This window comes from Sphingomonas sp. P4_D12 (assembly GCF_056401895.1).
Genome location: NZ_JBFUIL010000005.1, coordinates 395,364 through 407,479 on the forward strand (window position 1 = coordinate 395,364; position 12,116 = coordinate 407,479).

The window sequence follows — 12,116 nt, forward strand, 5'->3', positions numbered from 1 at the left end:
GACACCGTATCAGGAGAGGATTTACGATGCAGAACCCCATTCGTTCGCACGCCTCATTGGCATTGTTGACCGGCGTTTCAGCAGCGGCATTATTGTGCGCAGCACCAGCCCTTGCCCAGGACGCGAACGCCTCGTCGCCGAGCACGGCCCCCGCGCCGCAAACGGCAACACCCCCCGCACCTCAGCCGCCCGCCCAGAACGATGCGTCGGGCTCGCCGGACATCATCGTCACCGCGCAGTTCCGCAAGGAACGGCTGCAGGACACGCCGCTCGCGATCACTGCGGTGAACGCCGCCCAGCTCGAAGCGAAGAGCCAGACCAACCTCGCCCAGATGGCCGACGCGGCACCCAACGTGTCGCTCAAGCCGCAAGGCGCCTCGTTCGGTCCGTCGATTTCCGCCTCGATCCGCGGCGTCGGCCAGAACGACTTCAACCCGGCCTATGAACCGGGCGTCGGCATCTATATCGACGATGTCTATTACCCGCAGCTGACCGGCGCGGTGTTCGACCTGCTCGACGTCGACCGGGTCGAGATCCTGCGCGGTCCGCAAGGCACGCTGTCCGGGCGCAATTCCGAAGGCGGCGCGATCAAACTCTATTCGAAGATGCCGAACGGCGAAACCAGCGGCTATGTCGAGGCAACCTATGGCTCGCGCAATCGGATCGGCCTGCGCGCCGGCGCCGACTTCAAGCTGACCGACACCTTGTTCGGCCGCGTTTCCGGCGTGTTCAAACAGCAGGACGGCTTTGTCGACCGGATCGATTATGGCTGCGCCAACCCAGGCAGCGGGGTTCCCGCGACGCAAGCGGCTGGCCATTGCAAGATCGATAAGCTCGGCGGCATCGGCTATCAGGCGGTCCGCGGCATTCTGCGCTGGGAACCGAGCAGCCAGCTCGATGTGACCGTGATCGGCGACTATACGCATGACGAACACACGATCGCCGGCGAAGTGTTGCTGGGGGTGCAGACGGTCAATAACCCCAACGTCAATCCGGCACCGGGCGTGCCGTACGACAGCCGCTTCATCTGCGGACGCTTCTGCAATTATATCACCGTCGGGCAGCCGGCGGCGACCTGGGCCGGGCCAGTGGCGCCCGGCGTCCCCATGGCGGCGACGCAGGGTAACGACCGCAGCCTATACGATGGCTGGGGCGTTTCGGGTCAGATCAACTACCGACTGAGCGAGGCTATCTCGCTCACCTCGATCACCGGCTATCGCAAGTTCGACACGCGTTTCGATTCGGACGATGATTTGTCGCCGGCGAATATCGGCTTTGGCCGTAACCGGCTGAAGAACTGGAGCCTGAGCGAGGAATTGCGGCTGAGCGCCAAGCTGGCCAAGGGCATCGACCTGACCGTCGGCGGTTATTACTTCAAGCAGAAGTCGGTCTACGATTCACAGCAGGATTTGCGCTACGTCGTGATCCCGCTGCAATTCCTCCAACCCGATCCAACCGAGGCCGAGGCCAAGGCGTTCTTCGCGCATCTGTCCTGGGAAGCGTTCCACGGCTTCACGCTCAGCGGCGGCGTCCGGTACACCGACGAGTCCAAGGACCAGACCTATTACCGCCTGAACTACAACGGCACGGTCAATGCCTTCCTCGATCCGGTCGGCGCGATCTACGGGATCGGCTATTCGGGACCGGATACGATCGATTACAACGGCAACGGCAATACCGCCGAGACCGTCACCGCGCTGTCGGGACTGACCGCCAAATATAAGGCGAAGCGCTGGGACTATCGGATCGCGGCCGACTACCGTTTCTCTCCGGAGTTGATGGTCTATGCGTCCTTCTCCACCGGCTTCAAGGGTGGCGGCAGCAATCCGCGACCGTTCAACGCGCAGCAGGTGATCTCCTTCCAGCCCGAAGAGCTGCGCGCCTATGAAGTCGGCTTCAAGAGCGACCTGTTCGACCGCAAGGTCCGCTTCAACGTTGCCGGTTTCATCAACGATTATACGAACATCCAAATCCCCGTGCTCACCTGCCCAACCGCACCATGCGCCGCACGGCTCAATGCCGGGGCCGGCAAGATCAAGGGGTTCGAGGCCGAATTGTCGCTATTCCCGGTCCAGGGTTTGGCGATCGACGCGTCGCTTAGCTATTTGTCGTTCAAATATGATGCGAGCAGCTTGAATCCGGCGGCAGCCTATCCGACCAATCCGGGCGGCGTCGTGGCCAACGATCCGCCGACCGTGCCGCCATGGAAGTTCAGCGCGGGTGCCCAATACAAGATCGAGATGGGCAGCGCCGGCAGCATCACGCCGCGCATCGACATGACCTATCAGGACAAGCAATATACCGGACCCACCGTGATCGGTGCGACGCGGATCCTGAACTTCATCCCCTCTTATACCCTGGTCAACGCACGGCTGACCTGGGCCAATGAGAAGGGAGACCTCAGCGTCTCGCTCGAGGCGCAGAATCTCTTCGACAAATATTATCTGCTGACGATCTTCGATCTGCGCGGCGCCGGCGCCGGCTTCCGCAAGGGTCGGCCGGGATCACCGCAGGAATTCGCGGTGACGATCAAGAAGAAGTTCTGAGGCAATTACAAGGCGAACGCGGCAGGGCCGGCATGACTGTCCCTGCCGCGTATCGCGAGGAACGAAGCGACATGGCGGAAACAGCGAGCGTCACTCTCTATCATTGGGAACCCAACGCCAATTCGGGCAAGCCCATGCTGACCCTGTTCGAGAAAGGCGTGACGTTCGAGAGGCATTATCTCGACCTGCTGAACTTCGACCAGCACAAGCCCGATTATCTCGCGATCAATCCGCTCGGCACGATCCCGGCCATGACTCACGGCGACCTCGTGCTGACCGAATCGACCGCGATCATGGAATATGTCGATGAGGCATTTCCCGGTCCACGGCTGATGCCCGACTCCGCTGTCGACAGCTGGCGCGTACGCTGGTGGATGAAGTTCATGGACCAATGGCTCGGGCCGAGCTTCTCGATGATCGGCTGGAGCGTATTCGTCGGCCCGTCGGTGCGCAGCCGCGACCCGGCGGAGCTGGACGCGGCGATCGAGCGCATCCCGCTGCCCGAGCGCCGCATCGCCTGGCGAAAAGCGATCAGCGGCGCGTTTTCGGCGGAAGAGATGGCCGAATCGCAACGGCGCGTCGCGGTCGGTATCGGCCTGCTGGAACAAGCGCTCGGCCAGCGCGAATGGCTCGCGTCGGACAGCTACAGCCTTGCCGATATCAACGGGTTCAACCTGGCTTACGCGCTGCCTTTGTCGCAGCCGCATTTGTCCAATGACGAGCTCACGCCCAATATCATGCGCTGGTTGCGGGCGATCTATGCGCGGCCGGCGACCAGATCGTGCTGGGCACTCGGCCGCACCGACATGGCCAGGCGCGTCACGATTCTGGAAGGGGAACCGGCATGACGACCACCCTTTATCACGGCGAACCCAACGGCCCCTCTTTGACCGTTCTGGCGGCCCTGTTCGAGAAAGGCGCGGACGCCGCGCTCGAGCGGATCGATCTTGCCTCGGGAGAGCGCCACAGCGCGCGCGTGCCGCACGCGATGGAAGTGGATCATTCGATCGAGGGCGAAGGTCCAATATTGGTGGTCGACGGTATCCCGATGGCGGACAGCGTATTCCTCGCCTGCTATCTCGACGACGTTGGCCCCGGACCGGCGTTGCGCCCGCGCGACCCCTATGACCGCTGGCGGATGATGACCTGGTGCCGCTACATCGTCGAGCGAGTCGCACCGGCTGCATCCTATCTGGGAGTCGAGGCGAGTCCGCCCCCGCATGTTCCCGAACGCATCGCCAGTGTCGATCTCGCCGAGCGCTGGAGCGATGCCGTTATGGGGCGGATCGACGATGCCAGGCGCGCCGATAGCCGCGGCAAGATCGTCGAGGCGGTCGAACGGATCGAGCGCGAATTGAGCGACGGCCGCGACTGGCTGATCGACGCATTCTCGATCGCCGACCTGGAAAGCTATGCCTGGCTCGCCGGGATGACCGAGCTCGTTCCCGAGGCCTTTGCCGACCGCCCGCGTACCGCCGCGTGGCTGGCGCGGGTCAAGGCGCGGCCCGCCGTGGCACGCGCGCTCGCACTGGCGACCAGCGTCGCGCCCGAACGTATCTGGGCGCCCGGCCCCGAGATCAATCGCTGGGGCTGATCGCGTGTCGATCGTCATCTCTGGAGGAAGGCACCGAATGGCTTCGGCACTGCAGCGTACCAATTTCATAGTCCTGTTCGCCGCCGGCATGGCATTGGCGGCCGCCGGTTGCAGCCGCAACGCCGGCAGCGAGAGTGGAGAAACGAGTGGCGGCGTCGATGCGGCGCGCATTACCGCGGCGGCTCCCGACCAATGGCTCTCGACCGGCCGAACCTATGACGAACAACGCTTCAGTCCGCTCGACGCGATCAACACCGGCGACGTCGCCAAGCTGGGACTTGCCTGGTCCACCGATCTCGACACCGCGCGCGGCCAAGAGGCGACGCCGCTGTTCGTCGATGGCACGCTCTACGTCTCGACCGCCTGGAGCATGGTCAAGGCCTATGACGGCCAAAGCGGCAAGTTGCTCTGGTCGTACGATCCCCAGGTGCCGCGCGAGACTTTGGTCAAGACCTGCTGCGACGCGGTCAATCGAGGCGTGGCGGCATGGGGCGACAAGGTGTTCGTCGGCACGCTCGACGGGCGGCTGGTCGCGCTCGATCGCGCCACCGGCAAGCCGGTTTGGTCGGTAGTCACGGTCGACCAAAGCAAGTCCTACACCATCACCGGCGCGCCGCGCGTGGTCGACGGGCTGGTGATCATCGGCAATGGCGGTGCCGAGTTCGGCGCGCGCGGCTATGTCACTGCCTATGACGCGCAGACCGGCGCGCAGCGCTGGCGGTTCTACACCGTCCCTGCGCAGCCCGGCACGGAACAACAACCCGATTACCTCAACAAGGCCGCCTCGACCTGGTTCGGAGAATGGTGGAAGCAAGGCGGCGGCGGCACGGTCTGGGACTCGATGGCGTACGATCCGGCGCTCGACCTGCTCTATATCGGCGTCGGCAATGGCTCGCCCTGGAACCAGGCCTATCGGTCGGACGGCAAAGGCGACAATCTCTATCTGTCGTCGATCGTCGCCATCCGGCCCAAGACCGGCGACTATGTCTGGCATTACCAGACCACGCCGGGCGACAGCTGGGACTTCACCGCGACGCAGCACATTATCCTGGCCGACCTCACCATCAACGGCCAGAAGCGCAAGGTGCTGATGCAGGCACCGAAGAACGGCTTCTTCTACGTGCTCGACCGCACCAGTGGTCAGCTCATCTCCGCCAAGAATTTCGTGCCGGTCAATTGGGCGACCGGTATCGACATGAAGACCGGCCGCCCGATCGAAACGCCCGAAGCGCGCTATTACAAGACCGGCAAGCCGTTTATCGGTTCGCCGGGCGCCGGCGGCGCGCATAGCTGGCAGCCGATGGCCTTCGATCCCAAGACCGGCCTGGTCTTCATTCCGGCCAATATAGCCGCTTTCCCCTACTTCCCGGCAAAGGACTGGAAGGCCGCCAAGCTCGGCTTCAACGTCGGCGTCGACATGGGCGCCGCGGCGATGCCAGCCAATCCCCAGATCCGCGCGGCGGCGGCACAGGCGACGACCGGTGCGCTGATCGCCTGGGATCCGGTCGCGCAGAAGGAACGCTGGCGCGTCTCCTATAAAGGACCCTGGAATGGCGGCCTGCTCGCCTCGGGCGGCGGCCTGGTCTTCCAGGGCAATGCGACCGGCGAGTTCGCCGCTTATGGCGCCGCTGACGGTCGCAAATTATGGTCGTTTCCGACCCAGACGGGCGTGATTGCCGCGCCGATCACCTATTCGATCGGCGGCGAGCAATATGTCGCCGTGCTCGCCGGCTGGGGCGGCATCTGGGCGCTCGCCCCCGGCGTTCTGTCGGACAAGAGCGGGCCGAGCCGCAACATCAGCCGCCTGCTGGTGTTCAAGCTCAACGGATCGGCGACGTTGCCGGCCGCGCCGCCCCTCAATAAAACACCGCTCGATCCGCCCGCTTCTACCGCGCCTCCCGCGGCCATCGCTGCCGGCGGCGAACGGTTCGGGCGCTTTTGCGGGACGTGCCACGGCGATGCCGCGGTCGCCGGCAGCCTGGTCCCCGACCTGCGTCACAGCGGCGCGCTCAACGACGCCGCGACCTGGCGCCAGATCATTTATGAGGGCGCGCTGAAGGACAATGGCATGGTCAGCTTCAAAGCGGTGATGACGCCCGAGGAGATCGAGACGATCCGCGCCTATGTCATCAAACGAGCCAATGAGGACAAGGCGCTGGAGAAAGCATCGGGAAAATGAAGAAAAGCTAGTCGATATTGTATCAATGGCATACAATATCGACTATGCGCTGCGAGGCGGAGTCGATCGTTAGCGATTGGTCGCCACGCGTCTGAGGAGAGTTCATGCCCATCGATCCCAGCAAGGTCGTCGCCATCGACGTCCACGTCCATGCCGAGGTGTCGTGCCACGACCCCGAGGACCCGGTGATGGCCAAATTCTTCGACGCGGCGTCGGCCTATTTCAAGGCAGATCGCAAGCGGCCGACCATCCCAGAAACGATCGACTATTACCGCGCGCAGAATATCGCCTTCTGCCTGTTCACGGTCGATTGCGAGAGCGGCATCGGCGCCAAGCGCATCAGCAATTACGAGGTTGCTAAACTCGCCGCCGAGCATGCCGACATCGTCATCCCCTTCGCCTCGATCGATCCGCGCAAGGGCAAGTTCGGCGCGCCCGCAGCGCGCGCCCCATACCGGCCATTCCGGCATGGGCACCGGGATGCGCGGCGGCGGCGGCGTTCGACTGAAATACGGCCAGCCGATGCTGGTCGACGATGTCGCGGTCGATTTCCCTGACATGAAAGTCATCCTGGCGCATCCGAGCTGGCCGTGGACCGACGAGAGCCTGTCGATGGCGCTGCACAAGGACAATGTCTTCATCGACCTGAGCGGCTGGTCGCCCAAATATTTCCCCAAACAGGTGATCCAATACGCCAACACCCAGCTCAAGCATAAGATGATGTTCGGTTCGGACTGGCCGCTGATCCGCCCCGAGAAATGGATCGACGCTGCCAGGGAGGCGGGTTTCCGCGACGACGTGCTGCCGCTGATCATGAAGGACAATGCAGTGCGCGTGCTGGGTCTGGGATGACCGGAGCGACCTCCGCGCGTCGGACGACGGCACCCTATGCTCACCCTTTGAAGGCAGATCGATGGCGCTGAAACTCTATCATGCCGAACCGCTGGCCAATTCGCTCAAATCCATGGCCCCGTTGTTCGAGAAGCAGCTCGCGTTCGAGAGCATCTACGTCAATCTTCACAAGTTCGAGCAGCACGAATCCTGGTTCCTGGCGATCAATCCCGAAGGCCAGGTGCCGGTGCTCGATCATGACGGCACGATCGTGACGCATTCCACAGTGATCAACGAATATCTCGAGGATGCCTTTCCGGACGCGCCGCCGCTGCGACCGAACACGCCGGCGGGCAATGCGCGGATGCGCTATTGGAACAAGTTCGTCGACGAGCACGTCATGAACCACGTCTCGATGCATGGCTGGCATCGTCTCGTCGGTCTGATCGCGCGCAAGATCGCTGCCGGCGAGTTCGAGCAACTGATGGAGCGTATCCCCCTACCCGATCAGCGCCGCAAATGGATGGCGGCCCGCTCGGGCTTCTCCGACCAGCAACTTGCCGACGCCACCGCGAAGATCGAATATGCCGTCGACAAGATCGAACGGCAGCTCGCTGATACTCCGTGGCTGGTCGGCGAAAGTTTCACGCTTGCCGACATCAACTTCTATTCGCATTGCGGCATGATGATCGAACGGATGTTTCCCGAGATGGAGATCGCCAAACGCGCGCCGCGGCTGGTCGAGTGGCGCGATCGCGTGACCGCGCGTCCGGCGATGCAGCAGGCGCTGACCATGCCCGACCATACCGAACCCGGCTTGCGCACCTGGTCGGGACACGCCCGCTGATGCTGGCGGAGATCGTCGACGGACGCGCGCTCGCCCGCAAGGTGGTGGAGGATGTCCGCGCGGGCATGGCCTCGCTCGATCGCGCACCGGGGCTGGCTGTCATCCTGGCCGGCGACGATCCGGCGAGCCACGTTTATGTCAATGGCAAGGTCAAGCTCGCACGCGAGATCGGCTTCAACGCCGAGGTCGTGCTGCTGGCGGCTAACACGACCGAGGAGCGCGTCCTGACCGAAGTCGCGGCGCTCAACGCGCGCGACGAGATCGACGGCATCCTGGTCCAATTGCCGCTGCCCGATGGCATCAACACCTTGCGAGTCATGGCGGCGGTCGATCCGGCAAAGGACGTCGATGGCCTCCACGCACTCAATGCCGGGCGGCTGAGCCAGGGATCGGGCGGGCTGATCCCGTGCACGCCGCTCGGCTGCATGAAGATCATCCGGTCGCTCGTGCCCGACCTCACCGGCAGCCACGCGGTCGTGATCGGCAGCTCGAACATCGTCGGCAAGCCGATGGCGGCACTGCTGCTCGACGCGCATGCAACCGTGACCCAGACCCATATCCACACGCGCGACACCCAGTTCATCTGTCGCGGCGCGGACATATTGGTCAGTGCGGTCGGCAAGCCCGGGCTGGTGCGCGGCGACTGGATCAAGCCACGCGCGATCGTAATCGACGTCGGCACCACTCGCGTCGCCAAACCCGAGGGCGGACATCGCATTGTCGGCGACGTCGTGTTCGAGGAAGCCAAGCACGTGGCTGGCGCGATAACCCCGGTTCCCGGCGGTGTGGGACCAATGACGATCGCCTGCCTGATGGAGAACACGCTGACCGCCGCCCGCGCACGCGCCGAGGCGCGGCGACCGGGTGCAAGTCGATCAGTCGCCGAAAAAGTTTAGCTCGAGCAACACCCCGTCCGGATCGTGGACGAACAGCTGCCGCAGACCGGCGGCCGGCACCCTATTGATGCGATGATCGAGCGCCATCGCCGCGAGCCGGGCAAGCGTGGCATCGTAGCCGCTGCAGCGGAGCGCGATATGGTGCAGCGCGCCTGTCGGCGCCGGCGCCATGTCGCGGTCGAATACGCGCGGTGCGCCCAGCCCGTTGATATGGAGCACCGCCCGCTCGCCTTTATCGTACATCCAGCGCGCCGTCGCGCGCGTCAGCGGCGGCGGCGCGGGCCGCGACTCGAGTTCCAGCAGATCATGATAAAAGGCTTCCGCACGATCGAGATCGCGGGTCACGATGTTGAAATGATCGAGCGCTTCGACGGCCATGCCCTTCTCCTCGACACAGCGATCAGCTTCGTCCCAAACCGCGTAGTTCACAAGTACGCAAGACGCACGGCCTTCCGCGGCGCTCTCGATTTGGCGACGCGCGAAAATTGTTTGCCTTACATACAAAATTTCCTATGATCGGCGTCAAGCTTTTGCCGCCCGCGAGAGGCGAGCGAGGGACAGCAACAACGCGGCTGCGATGGCGGCCGCCGGGAAAATGGGAGTGGATCGATGGCCGACAATCTGGAAACCGTGCTGCAGCGGAATGGCAACATCGTCGACATGCTGCGCAATTCGCAGCTGGGCGCCTATGTCTATCCGGTCGTCGCGCCCGAATTCCACAATTGGCGTTCCGAACAATGGGCCTGGCAGCATTCGGCGGTATTGTTCGACCAGTCGCACCACATGGTGAACCTGTATTTGCGCGGCAAGGACGCGCTGAAGCTGCTCACCGACACGATGATCAATTCGCCCAAGGGCTGGGAAGTCGGCAAGGCCAAGCAATATGTGCCGACCACGCCTTATGGCCATGTCATCGGTGACGGCATCATCTTCTGGCTGGCACCGGAGGAATTCTGCTATGTCGGCCGCGCGCCGGCATCGAACTGGCTGCGCTATCACGCCGCGACCGGCGGCTATGACCTGGATGTCGAGCTCGACGACCGCTCGCCGATGCGCCCGATGGGAAAGCCGGTCACCCGCTCGGTCTGGCGTTTCCAGATCCAGGGACCGAGCGCCTGGGCGATCATCGAAAAACTCAACGGCGGCCCGCTCGAAAAGCTCAAATTCTTCAACATGAGCACGATGACCATCGCCGGCCGCGAGGTGCGCACCCTCCGCCACGGCATGTCGGGCGCGCCGGGCCTGGAAATCTGGGGTCCTTACGCCGAACAGGAAGAGATCCGGGCCGCAATCCTGGAAGCGGGCAAGGAATTCGGCATCGTGCCTTGCGGCAGCCGCGCCTATCCGTCGAACACGCTGGAATCGGGCTGGATCCCCTCCCCGCTGCCCGCCATCTATACCGGCGACAAACTCAAGGACTATCGGCAGTGGCTAGGCGCCGACAGCTATGAAGCGACCGGCTCGATCGGCGGCAGCTTCGTTTCCGAGCGGATCGAGGATTACTATCTCAATCCGTGGGAGCTGGGCTACGGCCCGTTCGTCAAGTTCGACCATGACTTCCACGGCCGCGAGGTGCTGGAAGGGCTCGATCCCGCAGCGCAGCGCCAGAAAGTGACGCTGGCCTGGCATCCCGAGGACATGGCCAAGATCATGGCATCGCTGTTCGACCCCGATGGCGAGCAGTATAAGTTCTTCGACGTGCCGCTCGCCAATTATGCCTCGTCCAATTACGATCGCGTGGTCGATGCCGACGGCAGGACGATCGGCCTGTCGATGTTCACCGGCTATAGTTACAATGAGAAGCAGGCATTGAGCCTCGCCACGATCGATCCATCGGTGCCGGTCGGCAGCGAAGTCCGCGTTGTGTGGGGCGAGGAGCATGGCGGCACCCGCAAGACCACGGTCGAACCGCACAAGCAGATCGAGGTCCGCGCGATCGTCAGCCCGATCCCCTATTCGCGGGTCGCGCGCGAAACCTATCACGAAGGCTGGCGCACCACCCAGACCGCGTAATCGCCGCGACCAATCGACCACGTCCGGGGAGGGTGCGATGACGGATTATGTACTGGTGCATGGTGCCTGGGGTGGCGGCTGGACGCTCGCCGGCCTGGCTGCCGATCTCGAGGCGCACGGACATCGTGTCCTTGTCGCCGCGCTGACCGGGCTGGGCGATCGCGCCGCCGAGCTTTCTCCGGTGGTCGACTTGTCGCGCCACGTCGCGGACGTGATCAAGCAAATCGGGGCCGCCGGTTTCGACCGCTTCGTGCTGGCCGGGCACAGTTATGGCGGCATGGTGATCACCGGAGTCGCCACTCATCTCGGCAGCCGGATCGACGCGCTTGCCTATATCGACGCGTTTCTGCCAGGCGATGGCCAGTCGCTGTGGGACCTGACAGGCGAGCAGGACCACCAATTCTATATCGACGGCCAACGCGATACGCCCGGACTTGTCGCACCTTTGCCGTTCCTGCCGCCGGAACCGCGCCTGGGGCGGCACCCGCTGCTGACGTTGCTCGAGCCGGTGCGCTTCACCGGAGAGGAAGCGAAGGTCGCGCGACGGGCCTATATATTCGCCACCGGATGGGCGCCGACACCTTTCACGCGCTTCCATGATGCGGTGAAGGACGATCCCGCCTGGGAAGTGCATCGTGCCGAGGCGAGCCACGACGTGATGACCGACCAGCCGCAGCAATTACGCGAATTGCTGCTCGATCTGGGCCAGCGCTCGTCCTGATCGACAGCAAGCCAGACTCTAGCTCGCGCATACGCGGACGCCCTTGGTGAGGCGGCCAGCGCGCCGGCGAGCGTCAGAAGGCGAGCCAGCCGCGACGCTCGGCAAACCGCCAGCCTTGCTCCGTCAGGACGAATATATCCTGGAACCCGCCCACCAGCGGCGGTGCGTCCGCTGCGGTGAACAGCAGCATCGCGCTGGTGCCGCGCGCGCGGTTCGCGCTTTCGACGGTGACGACGATATTGCTGCATATATGGCAGGTGACGCGCGGCGGCCGCGCCTGGAACGCGGCGAGGATCGCCTCGCGCCCGACGATCGGCACGTCGGGCGCTGTCGGCCGGGTCATGAGCCCGTCCGGCGCGTAGAGCGCGGCGACCTCTTCCCAGCGCGCGGCGTCGTTGAGCTGGGCGTAGAGGTTGATCAGCCGCGCGCAGTCCCATTCGATCGCGCGCTGGTCGCCAGCGGAAAGTTCAGCGCCCTGATTCATCGCGA

At 63.9% G+C, this 12,116-nt stretch carries 12 protein-coding genes; 10 read left to right on the top strand and 2 right to left on the bottom strand.

The genetic code is table 11. The features are described 5' to 3' along the window. Positions 1 to 26 precede the first annotated feature (26 nt). From AC1DSD_RS12015 to AC1DSD_RS12050, 8 genes are all read left to right on the top strand, one after another. On the top strand, positions 27 to 2,546 hold the full coding sequence (locus AC1DSD_RS12015) for a TonB-dependent receptor (RefSeq protein ID WP_478030280.1): 2,520 nt from the start codon (positions 27 to 29) through the stop codon (positions 2,544 to 2,546). Positions 2,547 to 2,578: 32 nt separating this feature from the next. Continuing rightward, positions 2,579 to 3,394, top strand: a complete 816-nt coding sequence (locus tag AC1DSD_RS12020; RefSeq protein WP_478030282.1) for a glutathione S-transferase family protein — start codon at positions 2,579 to 2,581, stop codon at positions 3,392 to 3,394. Then, positions 3,391 to 4,140, top strand: a complete 750-nt coding sequence (locus AC1DSD_RS12025) for a glutathione S-transferase family protein (protein WP_478030283.1) — start codon at positions 3,391 to 3,393, stop codon at positions 4,138 to 4,140. Before AC1DSD_RS12020 ends, AC1DSD_RS12025 begins: the two co-directional genes overlap by 4 nt. Positions 4,141 to 4,177: 37 nt before the next feature. Beyond that, on the top strand, positions 4,178 to 6,319 hold the full coding sequence (locus tag AC1DSD_RS12030; RefSeq protein WP_478030285.1) for a PQQ-dependent dehydrogenase, methanol/ethanol family: 2,142 nt from the start codon (positions 4,178 to 4,180) through the stop codon (positions 6,317 to 6,319). 104 nt (positions 6,320 to 6,423) lie between these two features. Beyond that, on the top strand, positions 6,424 to 6,876 hold the full coding sequence (locus AC1DSD_RS12035) for a hypothetical protein (RefSeq protein WP_478030287.1): 453 nt from the start codon (positions 6,424 to 6,426) through the stop codon (positions 6,874 to 6,876). Next, positions 6,800 to 7,171, top strand: coding sequence for an amidohydrolase family protein (locus tag AC1DSD_RS12040; protein WP_478030288.1), 372 nt, complete (start codon positions 6,800 to 6,802; stop codon positions 7,169 to 7,171). Before AC1DSD_RS12035 ends, AC1DSD_RS12040 begins: the two co-directional genes overlap by 77 nt. A 61-nt stretch (positions 7,172 to 7,232) precedes the next feature. Further along, on the top strand, positions 7,233 to 7,997 hold the full coding sequence (locus AC1DSD_RS12045) for a glutathione S-transferase family protein (protein WP_478030290.1): 765 nt from the start codon (positions 7,233 to 7,235) through the stop codon (positions 7,995 to 7,997). Further along, a complete protein-coding gene (locus AC1DSD_RS12050) occupies positions 7,997 to 8,893 on the top strand; it encodes a bifunctional 5,10-methylenetetrahydrofolate dehydrogenase/5,10-methenyltetrahydrofolate cyclohydrolase (protein WP_478030292.1) in 897 nt (298 codons plus the stop codon). Before AC1DSD_RS12045 ends, AC1DSD_RS12050 begins: the two co-directional genes overlap by 1 nt. Here AC1DSD_RS12050 and AC1DSD_RS12055 read toward each other — a convergent pair. Beyond that, positions 8,873 to 9,271, bottom strand: a complete 399-nt coding sequence (locus AC1DSD_RS12055) for a VOC family protein (RefSeq protein ID WP_478030293.1) — start codon at positions 9,269 to 9,271, stop codon at positions 8,873 to 8,875. The genes AC1DSD_RS12050 and AC1DSD_RS12055 overlap by 21 nt on opposite strands. Before the next feature lie 231 nt (positions 9,272 to 9,502). On the opposite strand from AC1DSD_RS12055, the gene ligM reads away from it, so the two are divergent. Both ligM and AC1DSD_RS12065 read left to right on the top strand, forming a co-directional pair. Then, positions 9,503 to 10,906 (top strand): vanillate/3-O-methylgallate O-demethylase, encoded by a 1,404-nt coding sequence (ligM, locus tag AC1DSD_RS12060; protein WP_478030295.1) that lies wholly within the window; start codon positions 9,503 to 9,505, stop codon positions 10,904 to 10,906. Between the two features lie 37 nt (positions 10,907 to 10,943). Beyond that, positions 10,944 to 11,627: an alpha/beta hydrolase gene (locus tag AC1DSD_RS12065; RefSeq protein ID WP_478030296.1), complete on the top strand. Its 684-nt coding sequence runs from the start codon at positions 10,944 to 10,946 to the stop codon at positions 11,625 to 11,627. Between the two features lie 73 nt (positions 11,628 to 11,700). On the opposite strand, the gene AC1DSD_RS12070 is transcribed toward AC1DSD_RS12065, so the two are convergent. Beyond that, positions 11,701 to 12,111 carry a nuclear transport factor 2 family protein gene (locus tag AC1DSD_RS12070; RefSeq protein ID WP_478030297.1) on the bottom strand — a complete coding sequence of 137 codons (411 nt, stop codon included), beginning with the start codon at positions 12,109 to 12,111 and terminating at the stop codon, positions 11,701 to 11,703. Positions 12,112 to 12,116: the final 5 nt, after the last annotated feature.

Coding starts and splice junctions, on each gene's coding strand:
- AC1DSD_RS12050 (WP_478030292.1), top strand. CDS start 7,997: ATGCTGGCGGAGATCGTCGACGGACGCGCGCTCGCCCGCAAGGTGGTG.
- AC1DSD_RS12040 (WP_478030288.1), top strand. CDS start 6,800: ATGCGCGGCGGCGGCGGCGTTCGACTGAAATACGGCCAGCCGATGCTG.
- ligM (WP_478030295.1), top strand. CDS start 9,503: ATGGCCGACAATCTGGAAACCGTGCTGCAGCGGAATGGCAACATCGTC.
- AC1DSD_RS12070 (WP_478030297.1), bottom strand. CDS start 12,111: ATGAATCAGGGCGCTGAACTTTCCGCTGGCGACCAGCGCGCGATCGAA.
- AC1DSD_RS12020 (WP_478030282.1), top strand. CDS start 2,579: ATGACTGTCCCTGCCGCGTATCGCGAGGAACGAAGCGACATGGCGGAA.
- AC1DSD_RS12045 (WP_478030290.1), top strand. CDS start 7,233: ATGGCGCTGAAACTCTATCATGCCGAACCGCTGGCCAATTCGCTCAAA.
- AC1DSD_RS12015 (WP_478030280.1), top strand. CDS start 27: ATGCAGAACCCCATTCGTTCGCACGCCTCATTGGCATTGTTGACCGGC.
- AC1DSD_RS12035 (WP_478030287.1), top strand. CDS start 6,424: ATGCCCATCGATCCCAGCAAGGTCGTCGCCATCGACGTCCACGTCCAT.
- AC1DSD_RS12065 (WP_478030296.1), top strand. CDS start 10,944: ATGACGGATTATGTACTGGTGCATGGTGCCTGGGGTGGCGGCTGGACG.
- AC1DSD_RS12025 (WP_478030283.1), top strand. CDS start 3,391: ATGACGACCACCCTTTATCACGGCGAACCCAACGGCCCCTCTTTGACC.
- AC1DSD_RS12030 (WP_478030285.1), top strand. CDS start 4,178: ATGGCTTCGGCACTGCAGCGTACCAATTTCATAGTCCTGTTCGCCGCC.
- AC1DSD_RS12055 (WP_478030293.1), bottom strand. CDS start 9,271: ATGGCCGTCGAAGCGCTCGATCATTTCAACATCGTGACCCGCGATCTC.